The organism is Tenacibaculum sp. Bg11-29, assembly GCF_002836595.1.
Classification (GTDB): domain Bacteria; phylum Bacteroidota; class Bacteroidia; order Flavobacteriales; family Flavobacteriaceae; genus Polaribacter.
The window spans coordinates 2,165,204-2,182,076 of the sequence record NZ_PJBB01000003.1 but is presented as its reverse complement, the minus strand read 5'-3'; the positions used below and the strand labels follow the sequence as shown (position 1 = coordinate 2,182,076).

The 16,873-nt window shown below is 28.9% G+C and carries 19 protein-coding genes and 1 pseudogene; 7 read left to right on the top strand and 13 right to left on the bottom strand.

Annotated features, from left to right (window positions below):
- Positions 1-231: 231 nt before the first annotated feature.
- Positions 232-915 (bottom strand): hypothetical protein, encoded by a 684-nt coding sequence (locus CXF68_RS10035; RefSeq protein ID WP_101044283.1) that lies wholly within the window; start codon positions 913-915, stop codon positions 232-234.
- A 208-nt stretch (positions 916-1,123) separates the two neighbouring features.
- A complete protein-coding gene (locus CXF68_RS10030; RefSeq protein ID WP_101044281.1) occupies positions 1,124-1,999 on the bottom strand; it encodes a LysR substrate-binding domain-containing protein in 876 nt (291 codons plus the stop codon).
- Positions 2,000-2,107: 108 nt separating this feature from the next.
- Here CXF68_RS10030 and CXF68_RS10025 point away from each other — a divergent pair, with 108 nt between their 5' ends.
- Positions 2,108-2,737, top strand: coding sequence for a LysE family translocator (locus CXF68_RS10025; RefSeq protein WP_101044279.1), 630 nt, complete (start codon positions 2,108-2,110; stop codon positions 2,735-2,737).
- Between the two features lie 83 nt (positions 2,738-2,820).
- Positions 2,821-2,957: pseudogene (locus tag CXF68_RS20985) on the top strand (IS110 family transposase); the annotation flags it as partial.
- Here CXF68_RS20985 and CXF68_RS10015 read toward each other — a convergent pair.
- The 9 genes from CXF68_RS10015 to CXF68_RS09975 all read right to left on the bottom strand — a co-directional run bounded on the left by CXF68_RS10015 (position 2,954) and on the right by CXF68_RS09975 (position 10,854).
- Positions 2,954-3,397 carry a hypothetical protein gene (locus CXF68_RS10015; RefSeq protein WP_157821904.1) on the bottom strand — a complete coding sequence of 148 codons (444 nt, stop codon included), beginning with the start codon at positions 3,395-3,397 and terminating at the stop codon, positions 2,954-2,956. The pseudogene CXF68_RS20985 and the gene CXF68_RS10015 overlap by 4 nt on opposite strands.
- A 70-nt stretch (positions 3,398-3,467) precedes the next feature.
- Positions 3,468-3,596 carry a hypothetical protein gene (locus CXF68_RS21095; protein ID WP_255398686.1) on the bottom strand — a complete coding sequence of 43 codons (129 nt, stop codon included), beginning with the start codon at positions 3,594-3,596 and terminating at the stop codon, positions 3,468-3,470.
- Positions 3,597-3,640: 44 nt separating this feature from the next.
- A complete protein-coding gene (locus tag CXF68_RS10010) occupies positions 3,641-4,273 on the bottom strand; it encodes a hypothetical protein (protein ID WP_101044275.1) in 633 nt (210 codons plus the stop codon).
- Between the two features lie 121 nt (positions 4,274-4,394).
- Complete coding sequence (gene tssD / locus CXF68_RS20570) at positions 4,395-5,903, bottom strand: type VI secretion system tube protein TssD (protein ID WP_157821903.1); 1,509 nt, start codon at positions 5,901-5,903, stop codon at positions 4,395-4,397.
- 731 nt (positions 5,904-6,634) lie between these two features.
- Positions 6,635-7,798: a hypothetical protein gene (locus CXF68_RS10000; RefSeq protein WP_101044273.1), complete on the bottom strand. Its 1,164-nt coding sequence runs from the start codon at positions 7,796-7,798 to the stop codon at positions 6,635-6,637.
- Positions 7,799-8,367: 569 nt separating this feature from the next.
- Complete coding sequence (locus CXF68_RS09990; RefSeq protein ID WP_101044271.1) at positions 8,368-8,889, bottom strand: alpha/beta hydrolase; 522 nt, start codon at positions 8,887-8,889, stop codon at positions 8,368-8,370.
- Positions 8,886-9,245, bottom strand: a complete 360-nt coding sequence (locus CXF68_RS09985; protein WP_101044269.1) for a hypothetical protein — start codon at positions 9,243-9,245, stop codon at positions 8,886-8,888. The genes CXF68_RS09990 and CXF68_RS09985 overlap by 4 nt, the downstream gene beginning before the upstream one ends.
- A gap of 1 nt (position 9,246) precedes the next feature.
- Complete coding sequence (locus CXF68_RS09980) at positions 9,247-9,555, bottom strand: hypothetical protein (RefSeq protein ID WP_101044267.1); 309 nt, start codon at positions 9,553-9,555, stop codon at positions 9,247-9,249.
- 3 nt (positions 9,556-9,558) lie between these two features.
- The gene (locus tag CXF68_RS09975; RefSeq protein ID WP_101044265.1) at positions 9,559-10,854 is read right to left on the bottom strand and encodes an NAD(P)/FAD-dependent oxidoreductase; all 1,296 of its coding nucleotides are present in this window, start codon (positions 10,852-10,854) and stop codon (positions 9,559-9,561) included.
- Between the two features lie 110 nt (positions 10,855-10,964).
- On the opposite strand from CXF68_RS09975, the gene CXF68_RS09970 reads away from it, so the two are divergent.
- A complete protein-coding gene (locus tag CXF68_RS09970) occupies positions 10,965-11,396 on the top strand; it encodes a hypothetical protein (RefSeq protein WP_101044263.1) in 432 nt (143 codons plus the stop codon).
- Between the two features lie 4 nt (positions 11,397-11,400).
- Here the strand turns inward: CXF68_RS09970 and CXF68_RS09965 are convergent, their stop codons facing one another.
- Together CXF68_RS09965 and CXF68_RS09960 are read right to left on the bottom strand one after the other, a co-directional pair.
- On the bottom strand, positions 11,401-11,931 hold the full coding sequence (locus CXF68_RS09965) for a hypothetical protein (RefSeq protein ID WP_101044261.1): 531 nt from the start codon (positions 11,929-11,931) through the stop codon (positions 11,401-11,403).
- Positions 11,932-12,687: a helix-turn-helix domain-containing protein gene (locus tag CXF68_RS09960; RefSeq protein WP_101044259.1), complete on the bottom strand. Its 756-nt coding sequence runs from the start codon at positions 12,685-12,687 to the stop codon at positions 11,932-11,934. It abuts the gene before it with no gap.
- A 239-nt stretch (positions 12,688-12,926) separates the two neighbouring features.
- On the opposite strand from CXF68_RS09960, the gene CXF68_RS09955 reads away from it, so the two are divergent.
- The 4 genes from CXF68_RS09955 to CXF68_RS09940 are packed head-to-tail and all read left to right on the top strand — an operon-like array spanning position 12,927 to position 16,854.
- Complete coding sequence (locus CXF68_RS09955) at positions 12,927-13,322, top strand: molecular chaperone Tir (RefSeq protein ID WP_101044257.1); 396 nt, start codon at positions 12,927-12,929, stop codon at positions 13,320-13,322.
- 5 nt (positions 13,323-13,327) lie between these two features.
- Entirely contained in the window at positions 13,328-14,041 is a 714-nt protein-coding gene (locus CXF68_RS09950; RefSeq protein ID WP_101044255.1) for a PspA/IM30 family protein, read from the top strand.
- Between the two features lie 2 nt (positions 14,042-14,043).
- Positions 14,044-14,766: a hypothetical protein gene (locus tag CXF68_RS09945; protein WP_101044253.1), complete on the top strand. Its 723-nt coding sequence runs from the start codon at positions 14,044-14,046 to the stop codon at positions 14,764-14,766.
- An 18-nt stretch (positions 14,767-14,784) separates the two neighbouring features.
- On the top strand, positions 14,785-16,854 hold the full coding sequence (locus CXF68_RS09940) for a flotillin (RefSeq protein ID WP_101044251.1): 2,070 nt from the start codon (positions 14,785-14,787) through the stop codon (positions 16,852-16,854).
- Positions 16,855-16,873 lie beyond the last annotated feature (19 nt).

Genomic DNA, 16,873 nt, shown 5'->3' with positions numbered 1-16,873 from the left:
ATTATATAATATAACAGCATTTTTTCTTGCTGTTTTTCACTTTAAAAGTCAATCAAAACGATCATAATTACGAGAAATAAATTACCTGCCAAAACAACAATTAGAAATCCGATTGCTTCGGTAATCAACTATAAATTGTTTAATTCTATTTTTTAGTATTTTTTACTTACTCACAAGGCTACTTTCTCTAAAAACTAAAATTTAATCGACTAATTTTGTTTAGTTTTTACATTATTCGTTATTAATAGTAGTATTTTTTATCACTTTTAAATTATTAAAATCCGAATTATCAATTACTATATCTGCAATTTTTTCTGGTTCATTTTCGACTAAATACATTCTCGAAGATTCGTGATAACGCTTTTCATATTTTTCTTTCGTTAATTCAACTCCTCCAAGAGAATTTTTATCTCTTTCAACTCCTCTTTTCATCGTTATTTCAAAACTTGTTTTTAGATAAATTTTTAAGTCCCAATGATTTCTATAATTTGGCTTAAATAGATAAGCTCCATCAGTTATTAAAATCGAATTATTTTCTAATTTTATAGGCTCTAAACTCAAATATTCATCAGTTTCTAAATTGTGAGTAGCAATTGTATAATTTGGAAAATCAGTTTGAGAAGATTTTAACACTTTTTCTACAAACACTATTTCGTCATATGAATTTTCGTAATAGCCTTTGGCTGAATTTCGACCTTGCTTATATCTAACTTTTTTATTAAAATGGAATCCATCTATTGAAACTTTAATTGCGTTCAAATTTTCTGAATTCAGATATTTAGTCAATTTTTCAGCCAAAACAGTTTTTCCTGTTCCCTTAATCCCGTTTATTGCAATTCGAATTGGTTTATCTTTTTTTTCTTGAATAGATAAAATACTCGTTCTTATTAACTCAAATGTTTCTTTCTCGTTCATATCATTATATATTACTACCGATGTTAAATATATGGCTAGTTTGACAGAAAATAAATGATTTTTTTCGGATTAAGGGGCAAGTCAAAAATTTTTACTTTCTTTTATCTTTTCATTTTATAACTAAATCAAAAGATTTGATAGACCTACTTAAAATTCTGGGTTAAGTACCAAAACCTGTATTAACTATACCCTATCCTACAACAACTCCTTACTCTACTCTTACAGTTTCAGCATATTTAACCACTTTCTTAACTGTTTTATTAGGTTCATTTTTTCTCCAATGAATGTATAAATCTATTTCTTCATCTAATTCAATAAATCTTATATTTTGAATCTTTGCAATTTTAAATGAAAGCGGAAGAATCGAAATTCCAAGTTCTTTAGATACAAGGTTTAAAATCATTCCACCAAAATCAGATTCAATAATTGTTTTCGGTTCAAAATCATGTTTTATGAAAAAATTTCTCAAAAGTGAAGAAAAGAAAGTTTTTTGATGCAATCCTGAAATAATAAATTTTTCATCTCTTAGCTCCTTTAGGCTATTTAAGGATTTTTCACCCAGCCAATGATTATTAGGAACAACCAAACAAATTGGTTCTGAAGATAATTTTAACGAATCAATATTTATATTTTTTATTTCATCCCTACTAAATGCGATATCAGTTTCATAGTTAAGTAATAATTTTTCATGATTCTCATCTACTGGTTCAGTTAGTTCTAATTTAAGTTCTGGTAAATTCGTATTTAAAATTTCCAAAAAGGTTGGTAAAAATTTAAAAGCAATAGAACCTGGATAAGTTATTGAAACTTGACCAGTTATTCCTTTATCAATTTTTCTTGCTTGTCGATGAACCTGATCTAACTCATTTATAATAACAGTCCATTTATCTTGAATAAATTTACCTGCATCAGTAAGCTTTACATTTCTTTTATCTCTTTCAAAGAGTTTAACACCTAATTCTTCTTCTAGAGATTGAATTTGCCTACTTAAAGTAGATTGAGATATAAATATCTTTTCGGCAGTTCTCCAAAAATGTAATTCGTTAGCAAGTATTAAAAAATATTTAATTTGTAGAATATTCATCATTAATGCATTTTATGCATTAGTACAGCTAAAATATGTATTTTTTAATTTGTATCAAACAATTTTCTTTGTTGCCTAGTTTTATTTAACTCTTAAAAGAAATAAATTATGGGAATAGAAAATTTTATCACTTTTATATTAACTGCGCTACTTTTTGTTATGACACCAGGGATTGATACATTTTTTGTATTAAACAAATCTATTGATCAAGGACGAAAATCAGGAATTAATGCAACACTAGGTATAAGTACAGGTGTTTTAACTCATTCTTTATTTGGAGCCTTGGGGCTGTCTTTTTTAATTGCTAAATCTGCATTTGCTTTTACAATTATTAAGTATGTAGGCGCAGTTTATTTAATTTATTTGGGTTTCTTAAAGCTTAAAACTAAAAATGAATTTTTATCTAAATCAGTTATAGGTAAAAAGAAACAGGAAAGTAAAAGTGATTTTTGGGCTGGGTTTTTAACTAACACATTAAATCCGAAAGTTGCATTATTCTTTTTAGCTTTTTTTCCTCAATTTATTAAGCCAGCTCAAATTCATAATCCTATTCCATTTATAATCCTTGGTTTAACATTTGCGATAATCGGAATTGTTTGGTACTTAGGCCTCACTTTATTGGCTAGTGTATTTTTTGAAAAAATTAAAAATAACCCAAAGCTTGGTTTGCGGCTAAATAAATTTAGTGGTTTCGCTTTTATATTAATGGGACTTAAAATAGGTTTAACAAAAAATTGAAATTTTATTTAACTCTTAGTTGGTTGTTTTTCTATGCATATTTTAGGATGGGGCAAAGTCAGATAATAATGTAATAATTAAAGAATAGAAAATTACGAAATCTTATGTTTTTATATTCATTTAATACGTGTAAACATAATAAACATGTAGAGATATTTATGAGCGTATTATAAACAATGGAAAGAGTAAAGAACTAGCTTTAATAGCAGTCTCTTCTTAATACTTTTCATACATTTTTGGCAATAGTTTCTTCCCTATTATATTCTGAAAGAAATTAACTAAAACAGAAATTATCAATAAAGGAATCATCGTTTCTAAAATTGCATCTTTAATACTTATAAATAAATTAAATATTTTAAACTGAACGGTAGTACTATTATTTATAAATAATACATATTTAAAAGTAGTGATTATTAAAAACAATAAAAGATTAATAAAAACAAAATAAAAATAGTGTGTTCTATATTTTTTGTTTTTATAAGTGATAAAAGTAGCCAACCAAGAAAAAACAAGGATAGAATAAGCAAAATAAGAATCAAAATATTGACCTTTTTTAACAAAATAACCAGCATCTAAAAATGTTACAAAAAAAGAATATAAATGCATTATACCAAATACTAGTATAATGTTTACAAGAATAGCTGTTATATGGAATTTCATTAGATATAAAAATATGTATTGTTATTATTTTCTAACTCTCTTGTGCCAATCGAGAAGAAAGAATCGCATTTTATGTTTCCATCTCCATCAATTGTTTCTGGGCTAGTTCCTCTTCCTGCTCCAATAGAACAAAAGCCATCATTTTCATCATAGAAAACAATTTTTCCATTTTTGTTTCTATCTTCTTCGTATTTTTCATTTCCCTTTTTTTATTTTAGTATTCTCAATCATTAACTAGATTATTTAATTTTCACTCCATTCATCAAATACTTGAGTGGTCCAAAAATCTTTTTTTCTATCATATTCATAATATATTTGTCTACTTCTAAAATCATTAGTCACGTGTATAATTGCACTTTTTAAGCCTTTACTTATCGTTATGCTTTTAATTTCAAATAGAAGGTCTTTATATTTGATTTTACCGCTTGGGTAATAAGCTACACCATTAAAAATAGCCAAAATATTTTTCTCTTTTTTTAAACCATAAACAGATTCAGTTGAAAATTGTCTTCTTTTATTAATGATTTTTTTATATTCTTCATTATGATAAAGTAATGTAATATCAGAATGTTTAGAACGTGGGTAGAGATTATATTCATTGGTTTTTTTGCTGTTTATTGGTTTGAAAAATAACCTTCCATAAGTATCTTTTGTTTTTATTATTGAATCACAAATAATAACGTCTACAGATTGATCAATAACTAAATATTTTATATTGGGTAATAGTCTATTTTTACCACTATCAATAGAGTCTATAAGCCTTTCGTAAAGATTATAAACTGTTTGTTCTATTGGGTTGAGGTTATTTAATCTTTCTTCAGTAATTGGTATAGAATTATTTTCCCAAGTAGAATAGAATTCTTGTGCTTTTATCATTTTACTCTTACAGGAAAGTGTAAGTAAAACTAAGAGAATTATTTTAAACCAAGAAATTTTAAGCGCGGAAGAATAGACTTTAAATAAAAAACTTAAAAATGAAAAATATAAATTATACATCTTATTTTAGTTTAGAGTATTTGTGTAAATTTTTCCATTGCCATTTGTAGGTGTGTTTTTTATTATTATGATAGTCCATATAATTATCAGTCTTGGTGTTTTTAAATTTATGTTTACTTTCAAAAGTATGTTTTAATCCTAAGGCGTGCATTATTTCGTGAATAATATTTTCTGATTTAATGTTACCGCCAGGATCTAAAACCAAATAGGCAATTCCTGTACCTGTGGGAGATATACCTCCTGCTACTTTAAATTGACCATCTTCAGTAATATCACTTTCTTTAATGCATTTTTGGTTAATAAAATATACCGTAAGTTTATTTTTGTCTTGCTGGTGTGTTGTAATAATTTTTTGTAAAACAGCAGCTCTTTTTATATTGCTTCGTTCTATATAATTTCCAATTCTATTGTTAGGATCTTTTTTTAAAGAACCATATTCTGTCAGTCTTTCTTTATACTCTCTAATATCTATTATAGTGGTTTCATTATTTGTTATAGTAATATCTATTAAAGCAGGGTTTAATCCTTTATTTAGATAATTTTCTAGTTTTGATTTGTTTGTTTCTCTAGCTAAGTTTTCTTTATCACCTTCATTAATTTCAACAAAACACCATTCGAGGTCAATAGTTTTAGGCTTTGGATAAAAGATATTTAAAGCACCAACAATTAAATCATTGTCAGCTTTTATTGCTATTTGAGCAGGTGTGACATTATTATTTTGACAAGTTATCTTTATTTTTTTAGCACCTTTTAAATTTTTAGGTTCAAAACTAAAATCAGGATGTTCTTCAAAAGCAATCGTATTATAATTTTTAGCATTGCTTTTTTTATCCCAATCTAACTCAAGTTCAACAGTTTGGTTTACTCGTATACTTAACCAACTAGGTATATATTGTTTGTCTAGTATTTTTGTAGGAAGTGGTTTGTATTCTCTTTTTAAATTTTCGTAGTCAGACACTACGATAGCCTCATTCGGAATCGTGTCAAAACCGAGTAAACCGTTTTTAATGTCACTATTTTTAGCTTCAATATTTATTCTAAATGCTTTTTTCTCCTTCTTCTCAGCAGCCTGCACAGGCGATTTGTAACCTTCCTCTTCAATAGGTGTTATATGCCAACTTCTATGAATTTTACAACCATAGTTTTGTATAGCAGGAGAAATTATCATTTCTACCCTCATTCCGCCACCGTTAGCATCAAATTTAAACTGATAATAAACAACAGGCGCATCTTTAAAATACCAATCTTTTAAATTCTCTCCATTTGCATCATAGAAAACAATTTTTCCATCATCAATAGGGCACCCTCGTTTATAAAGGTCATAATTAACAGTCTTCATACGTTCTAAAAAACGAAAATTTGCTTCGAAATCGAAAACAAATTTAAGCAAGCCGCCTTGATTATAGAGTATAGGAATACCTTTATATGTGTTAAAACCCTTACTGTAAACAGTTTCTACTGTTAATAGGTCTACTACATGCCCTAAAAAATGTAATTGTGATTTTGCCATAATTTTTTTCCTTGCAATTAATAAGTGTGTAAATCATATGTGTTTGGCTTGAGAGGTGTTGTTCTTTGTAAAAAGAACATTGCTTTTTTACAAATGTATTCCATGAAAAAGAGAAAAGGAATTAAAAAACCGTAAAAAAAGTAAGGTAAAACCATCTTTTTTGGGTTGTGTAGTTACTCTTTGCAATTGGTACGCTAACAATTGCAGTAAGGTAGTTGCTCTTTGCAATCGGTACGCTAACAATTGTAGCGAGGTAGTTACTCTTTGCAGTCGGTACACTAACAATTGCAGCGAGGTAGTTGTTCTTTGCGGGCGGTACGTTAACAATTGCAGCAAGGTAGTTGCTCTTTGCAGGCGGTACGCTAACAATTGCAGCAAGGTAGTTGCTCTTTGCAAGCGGTACGCTAACAATTACAGCAAAGTTTTTATTATTTTAACTCTAAGTTGTTAAAATTCTCTACTGAATCAATAGCTAAAGCAATTAAAAAGAACTCATAAGTTCTCAGCTTAGTAGTTATTTCATTTAAGGTTAATTACTATAATCTAGCTTAACTATCATTTTTACATATTTTATCTAAATATATCTTTAAAAACAAACAAGTGTTTGTTTTAAGCTCACTTAATTTTAGTTTTCAGAAAGGTTGTGCAAAAAATAAAAGCCCTAAGAAGGGCTTGTTTTATCGCTGTTTTTATTAAATTATAGATTTGTGCAACGGTTACTGTTGTTGTAGCTAGTTTTTCTTGAGTTTGTATCTAGGAGGTGTGAATATTTCTCCATTTCCATAGTGATCAGTTTCAAGTTTTACTAATTGTTCCAGTTCTTCATTAAATTCCCATTTTTTTTTAAACATTGTCCAATTTATATCTATAAAATCATCTTGTTTAAAACATACTACTCCAATTGCTTTTGTTGCTTTTCTTTTATATTTATACACCTCTGTAAAATTGTTTAAAGCTTTCTCCCAATTAAAAGCTAGATCTTTTGATAGTGGTAGGAAAATAAAAGCACAATCAGTTCTAATATTATAAAATCTTAAAGGCATAGAAAATTCATTTTTTTTAGCTAAATCAATCATTGAAAGATATCTTTCTTTGAAAGCAGGTAATTCATAACGTTTTAATTTGGCAATTTCTGTTATTAAAACATGATAATCATTTGATTTTTTTTGTTCAGTAATTCTAATTTTATGATGAAAATATTCCATAAAATTGTTGATAAAAAAACTACTTAGATCAATGTCAAATTTGGACATATTTAAAATAAAAGTAGGGTTAATCAAATCAGTGTTATCACTATTTATGAAATGAGCGATTATATATTCTTCCTCACAATGTTTAATGAAGTCATTGTGTTTTGAATAAATTTTTATTCTAAACTTAAGATATTCATCAAGTTCACTGGGAGTTATAAGAAGTTTACAAATATTAGAATAATCAGTAATATTGAAAATGTGTATAAATCCGTTTGTTTTACTTTCATAGAATTTTAAATTTTTATATTCTTCTTTTAACTCTGCATCACATTTATAAATAATCAAATTATTGATATCTTGTATTTGAATCTTAGATACATCTATTGTTTGACCTTTACAGTTTATAATTGGTATTATATCATATTTTTTAAGATAGTTTGATGTGTTTTTTATTTGCTTTTTTGCTACACTAAGTATTTTATTTTTAAACCAATCATTTGTTGATTTTTTAGCTTCTTCAATGTTTCTTTCTTTAACTTGAATAATGAAAAGTAAGTTGTCTAGAACTAATATATTATCAGCAAGTTCTTTTTTTCCATCTTTTGGATAAAAATCATTTTTAGAAAAAGTAAATTCTTTGAAAAAAACTTGTGAGTTAATTTCGGTTACTAATTGTTCTGATATGTTCTGATTTTTTTTCAAATTAGCTACAACGCATAGGTAAACACACTCGTGTGTTTATTTTTACTATATGAGCACTAAGATAGTAAACTTTAATCTCCCTAAAATAATTTGAGGCAACACATGTTTAAATCGTTGTAATTTTAATTAAAACACAACAACAACAACAACAACAACAACAACAACAACAACAACAACAACAACAACAACAACAACAACAACAACAACAACAACAACAACAACAACAACAACAACAACAACAACAACAACAACAACAACAACAACAACAACAACAACAACAACAACAACAACAACAACAACAACAACAACAACAACAACAACAACAACAACAACAACAACAACAACAACAACAACAACAACAACCTACAACACACCAAAAGCACTACATTCTCAACAAAATAAGGCTCTTAAAAAAGTTTATAATGCTCTTTCTAAAACCATCTATTATAACCTTTTTACTCCCTTTCGATTGCGCTATCTTGTATAAAATAACCGTATATTAAACGAATAATATCCGTTTAACACTCACTAAACATTTCTTAAATTGAAAAGAAAACCCACAGGTAAATTTAATTTACCAACCTTAAACACACCTCATTAATTATCGCTACTTCCTTATACATGGTATGATTTTTATTTAAAATTAATTGATAATCAAGCTCCTTAAAATTATTAAACCATGCTTTTTGGGGTTTAAAATCATCTAATTCGCCATAATACAACATAATATCGCAAAAAGGTTGCGCTACCTCGTGTCGTAGTCTTGTAGATGAAACTGCTATAAAATGAGTAACTTTTATTCCCTTTAAGGCTGCCTTCCACCCTATTACTCCACCAATACTAAAAGCAAGTATTGTAACTGCTGTTTTCTCTAATTCTAATAAATTAGTTACAGCCTCATTAATTCCTTTACCAACAAAATGCAAATGCCTTTCTTCTTCTGATAAATTTACGTTTGCTATGCCTGCCAACAAACAACTATCATAAAACTTTACTTCATATTTTACCGATAACTTTTTTATATATAAAGAAAGCCATTCAAGATTCTCACTTCCCCACAAATCTGATAAAATTAACAATCTAGGTTTCATAAACTTTTGTTGTTTTTTTGAAGTATAAAAAATACAAAACCGCTAACAAAATATAAAACCACATCTATTACATCTGCAGTATATCGTATGTTAATTTTAGGCAAAACATATTCATATAACAAAGCATACATGCTACATATGTATAAAATAATCCAAATAGGAATTTCATAACCCTTATTCCCCTTACTCCACCTTAAAACAACTAAGCTAACTGTTAATAGTATTGGTATTATTAAAAAATCATTTAGGTAAAACTGAACAATATCTGGGAGTTTAACATGAAGTTTCTGGGCAATATAAACACTTGTTCCTGTTATTAATGATAGTATAAAGTAAACAGGTAATACTCCTCTCATATTACCCTGCTGCTACCATTGTTATAAACCAAGCCAAAGCACCTCCTATTAAACTAACTAGCAAAAAGGCTGAATATAAAACCCACCCAACAACTCTATAAAGAAAAAAAGGATGCTTTTTTAAACGCTCTGTTAAGTTAGGGTTATCTATTTTATGTTTTGCTTTTTTTACTTCAGATCTTTTGAAAGCCTCCTGCTTTAAAGCTCGTTTTTTTTCATGAGAAATTAACGTATTACAATTTTCACAATACTCTTTATTGGTATTAAATAATCCACATTCTTGGCATTTAATATTTCTTGTAATACTCATTTCTTATGCTTTAAAACTGTATTTGTTTTTGTTTTTATACGGACGAATTATCAATCTTGTTTCCCTATCAAAACGGATATAATTGTACATCCAGTTCATAAACACAATCACCTTATTTCTAAAACCTATTAATGAGAATAAGTGTACAAACATCCAAACAAACCATGCAAAAACACCTTGAAACCTCCATCTAGGTAAATCTACGACTGCTTTATTTCTCCCAATAGTAGCCATAGAACCTTTATCGTTATACTTAAAAACCTTTTGTTTTTTACCTTTAAATTTTGCTAAAATGTTTTTTGCTAATAAACTTCCTTGCTGAATTGCAGGTTGCGCCATCATAGGATGCCCATATTCATACTCTTTGGTTTGCATACAAGCTACATCGCCAACAGCATACACATTATCATACCCTATTACCTTATTGTACTCATCAACCTTAAATCGGTTTGCTCTTTCTACCAAACACCGTTGTTGTAAACCATCAATAGTTTCTCCTTTTACACCAGCAGCCCAAATAACTGTTTCCGCATTAAAATTGTCATGGCCATTTGTTGTTACCGTTGTTCCATCATAATCTAAAACTCGAAGATCTTTCCAAACATCAACGCCTAATTTTATTAAAAAATCTTCTGCTTTTTCTGATGCTTTACTACTCATCCCTTTCAGCAACTCTCCTGAACTCTGAATAAGATTTATTTTCATCTGACGAATATCTAAATCAGGATAATCCTTTGGTAAAATCCCTTTTTTCATCTCTGCCAAAGCACCAGCTAATTCAACACCTGTTGGACCTCCACCTACAATTACAAAATTCATTAAAGCCCTACGCTTATCTAAATTTGTTTCTAGTAACGCTTCTTCAAAGTTTTCTAGAACTAAACTTCTAATATTTAATGCTTGCGGAACCGATTTCATTTCCATCGCATATTTTTCAATATTAGTGTTTCCGAAAAAATTAGTAGTTGATCCTGTAGCAATAATTAATTCATCATACTCTAAATCACCAATAGTTGTTTTAATCGTATTGTTTTGTTCCTCTACACTAACAACCTCAGCCAATCGAAAATAAAAGTTCTCAACATCGTTAAAACGCTTACGTAAAGGAAATGCAATGCTATCTGGCTCTAAACCACCTGTTGCTACCTGATATAACAAAGGTTGAAATGTATGATAATTGTGTTTATCTATTAAAACAACTTGAAGTTCTTGTTCTTCTAATCCTCTTGCTGCTGCTAGTCCAGCAAAACCTCCTCCAATAATTACTATTCGCGGAAAACTTGTTTGAGGTATATTCATATTGAATGATTTTATAATCAGAATAGCAAATTTAATTAAAAGTTGAATTTTATTCTTTAAATTTGCCAATAACTTAACAAAGTTATTTAGCCACCCAAAAACGCACTGCTATGTTTAAATTTTTCAGAAAAAAGAAAGTAATCGATTTAATTATTAAATGCGATACCGATCTTGTTGTTATTAACGAGAAACCAATTACTTTCCCTACAAATTACAATAGCTTAATTAGTATTTTAGGTAATCCTGACAGAGAACTTGAAAAAACAAATCATTATATGATTTGGGACAATTATGGTCTGTTTTGTGGCTATACAGACAAAGACAAAATATTGTCTTTAAATGTATATCAAAACAAAAAAGATAAAAGCGAATACAACACGAAGAAACAGTTTAAAGGTAAATTGTTATTAAATGAAGAGGAAATTACCAATAGTGAATTTAGCAAAATCCCTTTAGGAAAAGTTGCTATTCATAGACTAGGTAGTGAAAATGAAATTCGTTTTGGTTTTAGTTTAGGAATTAATAAAATTTATAAAAATTAACAACTTATAACTCTCTTTTTAACTGTTGCAGTGATTTATTGGTTGTTATTAGACTCGTTATTAACTCTTTTCTTAACACCTCAATACCTTCATCATAATACCTTGCCCACTTATACTCTTTAAACAAAATTTGAATTTGTTTTAAACGTTGGTGCGCAAATTCTGATGTAATTAAAAACAAATCGCTTTTGTTTTCATTTTTTAAACGTTTAATTTTTGCCTGTTTCGCTAAAAAATCTACCACTACATAAAACACCTTATCAGTATCATTTAACTGATAAAAAGTATCCCAATTAGCAAAACCTACGTAATAATTTTGACTCTGATACACTTCTATTCCCTTAATTTTCCAGCGACAATTAGCAACTCGACCCCAGTGATTTGAGTATCGATACACCCCTTTTTCTGTATAAAAATATAAGCTTCCTGATTTACTTTGGTAATGTGCTGATTTACCTTCAAAAAAATCTATAGGCAGCGATTCAAACTCGCAATAAGTATATTTAAAAAAATTAAATTTATGAAAAGTTTTCAATTATAAGCTATTTTTAAGTTTTGTAAATTCTTGCTCTAAAAACAACATTTTCTCCTCTAATAAATCATTAAACTCTGGTAATCTTTTAAAAAACACATACCGTATTCTCCACAACTCTTTAATATCTTTTAATTCATATTTTTTATCTTCTATATTCTTATGATCAGCTCTTAAAACAACCTCTTTTTTAGCAATATACAAGCGTCTAAGAATTAACGCATCTTCAACCAAAACCAACACAACAATTCCGTTGTTTAGTTTTTTTATTACTTCCTTAGGCACAAACTCCCCTACAACAACATCTTTAGGATACAAACCTTTATCATGATTTGTCATTTCTAAACTAGACACTGTATACCCTCTAAATACTTTATCTTTATTTATTGGTAACTGCAATACAGGCAAATCGCTTACAAAGTTTTTCTTATCATAAAACTGAATGTATTCTTTCATATTTTTTTCAGTAATACAGGGAACACTAGTAAACTCTTCTTTTTTTACAACCTCAGCAGCAACTGTTAAATCTCCTTTAAAACGCAAAAGTTCATTTACCGTTAATTCAGAAGTTAACATACTACCAATAGAAATACTAAAATGGTTAGCAATTTTAATAATAGTATCAATTTTAGGCTCGCTCCTACCCTCCTCATAAGCCCCTAAAGTAGCGCGTTTCAAATCAAAAACCTCTGCAAAAGCTTGCTGACTTAACCCCTTAACTCCTCTAATTTTCTTTATGTTTTTACCAAAAAAAGACATATTTTGCTAATTTTATTTGCAAATACTACATTTATTTGTATCTTTACACTAACAATATTAGCTAATATTTTCACTTATTGCTAATATTTTTAGATGAAATTGAAAAAAAATTAATAACTAACCAAAAAAAATATTTATGATACTATTTACACTCTACATTACAAGCGTAGTTTTCAAAACTTTTTCGTAATATTAGCATCGCTAAAAGAAAATGATACTAACTACTTAATTAATTGCTAATGAACCCATACTTTACCAAAACTAAAGATTTTTTACTTCAATTAAAGTTCAACATTACTAAAGAAAGTGAACAAGATGGAATTTTAATTATAGAAAAAGAAAATTTCGGAATTAAAAACTTAATTATCGGTGTAGCAGATCCAATAATTATTTTAGAACAATTTATCTTTAAAGTAAACCAACCTAGCGAAGAAATATTTAAAAGTTTACTTAAAAAAAATAGAGATATTATTCACGGTGCCTTTGTTTTAGACGAATCAGGTGAACGAGTAATTTTCAGAGACACTTTACAAGTAGAAAACTTAGATTTAAACGAGCTAGAAGGTAGCTTAAACTCTTTAAGTTTGTTACTAAGTGAATATTCTGAACAGATAATAACATTTTCAAAATATTAAAAGATATGAACATATTTAAACGATTATTTAAAATAGGGCAATCAGAAACTAATTCTGCTATTGATAAAATGGAAGACCCTATTAATATGACAGAACAAGGAATTAGAGATTTACGTGATAATTTAAAAGAAGGCTTAGAATCTTTAGCACAAGTAAAGGCCTTAGCTATTAGAGCCAAAAACGATTTAGAAGAACTCACCTCTAAAGCTGAAGATTATCAACAAAAAGCAATTTTAATACTGCAAAAGGCAAAAACAGGAAACCTAGATAGTAACGAAGCCGATCGTTTAGCTAAAGAAGCGCTTATTAAGAAAGAAGAAACTAATAAACAAGCAAGTAACTCGCAATTAGAAGCCGAAAAATTAAATACATCCGTTACTCAATTAGAACATAATGTTGATGAAATTAAAAACAACATTAATAAATGGGAAAATGAATTAAAAACATTAAAAGCTCGCGTAAAAGTATCTAAAGCAACCAAAAACTTAAATAAGCAAATGGCTGAAATAGATAATTCGAGTACAGTAGCTATGTTAGAAAGAATGAAAGACAAGGTTAACCAAGAAGAAGCATTAGCTGAAGCTTACGGAGACATGGCAAAATCTTCTAAATCTATCGACGACGAATTAAATAACGCTATTGATTTTACCGAGAATAATGCTGATAATGATTTAGCTAAATTAAAAGAACAATTAGGTTTAAATAATAAAGACATATAATATTGAACTCTATTACTGACATAATATTTTCGAGTGTAAATAGCACACTAACCATATTAGTAATCATCTTACTAATTTATTGGGTAGTTACTATGGTTTCAGGAATTGATTTCGACTTAGATATTGACGTTGATATCGATGTTGACGTTGATATTGACGCGGATATAGATATTGATACCGGTATTGAAGGTGGAAATGTTGATTTTCATGATGTAGCCAATACTGAAGTTAATAAAGAGGATATTCTTGGTAAAAGGAGAAAACCCTTAAAATGGTGGCAAATAGTATTAATATATTTCAATTTTGTTGGCCTGCCATTTATGTTTACGTTTACTTGCTGGATTTTTATTTGGTGGATTTTCACCGCTGCCAGTACAGTAATAACCCATAGTTTTAACAATAGCTTTGGTTTTGTATTAATGCTAGCAGGCTTTTTCCCCTCATTAATTATCACCAAAATATTTACCACTCCTTTTAAAAGCTTCTTTAAAAACTTAAATCAAGATGGAGATAAACCTACAGATATAATTGGACGAACTGGTGTTTGCTTATCAAATATTTCTGATACAAAACTAGGTTCTGCTGAAGTTTTTGCAGACGGAAATCACTTATCAATCAATATTAAATCTTTAAATGGAGAAGCTATAAAATTTAGAGAATCTATCTTAATTATCAAACAGAGTCAAGATAAAACATTTTATTACGCACAAAAATATACTAACTAAAAAAACTAATTAATTACTATGACTGATACATTAATACAAATAGCATCTATTGCACTAGGACTAGGTCTATTTTTAATCATTTTATACTTTGCTATTGTTGCAATGTTTTACAAAAAAGTACCACAAGGACAAGCCTTGGTACGTACTGGTTTTAAAGGAACCAAAGTTGCTACAGACAGAGGAATGTATGTAGTTCCTGTTTTCCACAGAGTAGAAATTATGGATATTTCAGTAAAGAAAATCCAAATTGAACGTTTAGGAAATGATGGTCTTCTTTGTAAAGATAATATGCGAGCAGATATTAAAGTAGCTTTTTTTGTACGTGTAAATAACGAAGTAGATTTTATAAAGAAAGTAGCACAAACTATTGGTTGCGAAAGGGCTTCTCATCACACTACTTTAGAAGAATTATTTGAAGCTAAATTTTCTGAAGCTTTAAAAACTGTTGGTAAGAAATTTCAATTTATTGAATTATACGAAGCGCGTCGTGAGTTTAGAGATGAAATTGTAGATATTATTGGCACCGATTTAAACGGATATACTTTAGAAGATTGTGCTATTGATTATTTAGAACAAACACCCGTTTCTTTCTTAAAAGCTGATAATATTTTAGATGCTGAAGGTATTAAGAAAATCACTGAATTAACTGCCGCACAAAACATTAAGTCTAATTTAATTATGCGTGATGAGCAAAAAGTAATTCGTAAACAAGATGTTGAAGCCCGTGAAGCTATCTTAGAATTAGACAAACAATTAGCTGAAAAAGAAGAGCAACAAAAACGTGAAATTGCAAACATTAAAGCACGTGAAGAATCTGAGATATTAAAAGTTGGTGAAGAAGAACGCTTAAAGTCTGAATCTGCACGAATTATTACAGAAGAAAAAGTAAAAGTAGCAGAAGAAAATATGGAGCGCCAAATTATTGTTGCTGCTAAAAATAAAGAAAGAACTGAAGCTGTTGAAATAGAGCGTGTAGAAAAAGATCGTATGCTTGAGGCAACCGAACGTGAAAGAGTAGTAACCTTGGCTCAAATTGAAAAAGAAAAAGTAGTTGAAGTAGAAAAGAAAAATATTCAAGATGTTATTCGTGATCGTGTAACCTTAGAAAAAGGTGTTGTTGAAGAACGAGAAAACATGAAAGATATTCAAGCTTTTAAAACTGCTGACAGAGATAAACAAGTAAAAATTACCGTTGCTGAAGGAGAGGCTGAAGAATCATTAATTAAAACAATTAAAGCTGCCGAAGCACAAAAAGAAGCTGCAAAACAAAAAGCAGAAGAAATTAATATTGAAGCACAAGCTCAAAAAGAAGCAAGTATTAAAGAAGCTGATGCTCGTAAAACATTAGCAGAAGCAAAAGCTAAAGAAGAAGCTACTATGGGTATGTCTGAAGCACAAGTTATGCATGCGAAAGCTGACGCTCATGAACGTGAAGGAATTGTAGATGCTTTAATTATTGAAAAAACAGCTAAAGCAGAAGCAGCAGGTATTGAAGCAAAAGCCATAGCTATTAAAACAGAAGGTTTAGCAGAAGCCGAAGTTATTAAAGAAAAAGCGGTAGCAGAGGCAGCAGGTATTGAAGAAAAAGCGGAAGCTATGAAAAAACTAGACGGTGTTGGTAAAGACCATGAAGAGTTCAAGCTACGTTTAGACAAAGAGTTACAAGTAGATATTGCTGAAATAAATGTTCAGAAAGATATTGCAGATGCACAAGCACAAGTTATTGGTGATGCATTAAGAGCTGCCAATATTGATATTGTTGGTGGAGAAACTATGTTCTTCGATCAAATTATAGGTCAAATAACAAAAGCGAAAGGAGTAGATAGATTGGTTAAGCATAGTGATAATATTCAAGATGTAAAAGATGCTATTTTAGGAAGTGACGATGTAAAAGGGAATTTATTAGAAAAAGTAAAAGGGTTTGCTACCAAATACGGTATTTCATCTGAAGATGTTAAAAATCTTACTATTGCTAATTTATTAATGGATTTAAAGAGTAAATCTGTAGATTCTGATGAGCAAACACTTTTCGGTAATCTATTTAACCTTGCAAAAGGCTTAGGTTTATCTGATAAAAAATTATCATAACTCATTGAAAAAAGCGCTT

What these genes read in the sequence shown, in the direction of transcription:
- CXF68_RS10035 (WP_101044283.1), bottom strand. Translation starts at nt 915, where the DNA reads ATGAACGAGAAAGAAACATTTGAGTTAATAAGAACGAGTATTTTATCT.
- CXF68_RS10030 (WP_101044281.1), bottom strand. Translation starts at nt 1,999, where the DNA reads ATGAATATTCTACAAATTAAATATTTTTTAATACTTGCTAACGAATTA.
- CXF68_RS10025 (WP_101044279.1), top strand. Translation starts at nt 2,108, where the DNA reads ATGGGAATAGAAAATTTTATCACTTTTATATTAACTGCGCTACTTTTT.
- CXF68_RS10015 (WP_157821904.1), bottom strand. Translation starts at nt 3,397, where the DNA reads ATGAAATTCCATATAACAGCTATTCTTGTAAACATTATACTAGTATTT.
- CXF68_RS21095 (WP_255398686.1), bottom strand. Translation starts at nt 3,596, where the DNA reads ATGAAAAATACGAAGAAGATAGAAACAAAAATGGAAAAATTGTTTTCT.
- CXF68_RS10010 (WP_101044275.1), bottom strand. Translation starts at nt 4,273, where the DNA reads ATGATAAAAGCACAAGAATTCTATTCTACTTGGGAAAATAATTCTATA.
- tssD (WP_157821903.1), bottom strand. Translation starts at nt 5,903, where the DNA reads ATGGCAAAATCACAATTACATTTTTTAGGGCATGTAGTAGACCTATTA.
- CXF68_RS09990 (WP_101044271.1), bottom strand. Translation starts at nt 8,889, where the DNA reads ATGAAACCTAGATTGTTAATTTTATCAGATTTGTGGGGAAGTGAGAAT.
- CXF68_RS09985 (WP_101044269.1), bottom strand. Translation starts at nt 9,245, where the DNA reads ATGAGAGGAGTATTACCTGTTTACTTTATACTATCATTAATAACAGGA.
- CXF68_RS09980 (WP_101044267.1), bottom strand. Translation starts at nt 9,555, where the DNA reads ATGAGTATTACAAGAAATATTAAATGCCAAGAATGTGGATTATTTAAT.
- CXF68_RS09975 (WP_101044265.1), bottom strand. Translation starts at nt 10,854, where the DNA reads ATGAATATACCTCAAACAAGTTTTCCGCGAATAGTAATTATTGGAGGA.
- CXF68_RS09970 (WP_101044263.1), top strand. Translation starts at nt 10,965, where the DNA reads ATGTTTAAATTTTTCAGAAAAAAGAAAGTAATCGATTTAATTATTAAA.
- CXF68_RS09960 (WP_101044259.1), bottom strand. Translation starts at nt 12,687, where the DNA reads ATGTCTTTTTTTGGTAAAAACATAAAGAAAATTAGAGGAGTTAAGGGG.
- CXF68_RS09955 (WP_101044257.1), top strand. Translation starts at nt 12,927, where the DNA reads ATGAACCCATACTTTACCAAAACTAAAGATTTTTTACTTCAATTAAAG.
- CXF68_RS09950 (WP_101044255.1), top strand. Translation starts at nt 13,328, where the DNA reads ATGAACATATTTAAACGATTATTTAAAATAGGGCAATCAGAAACTAAT.
- CXF68_RS09940 (WP_101044251.1), top strand. Translation starts at nt 14,785, where the DNA reads ATGACTGATACATTAATACAAATAGCATCTATTGCACTAGGACTAGGT.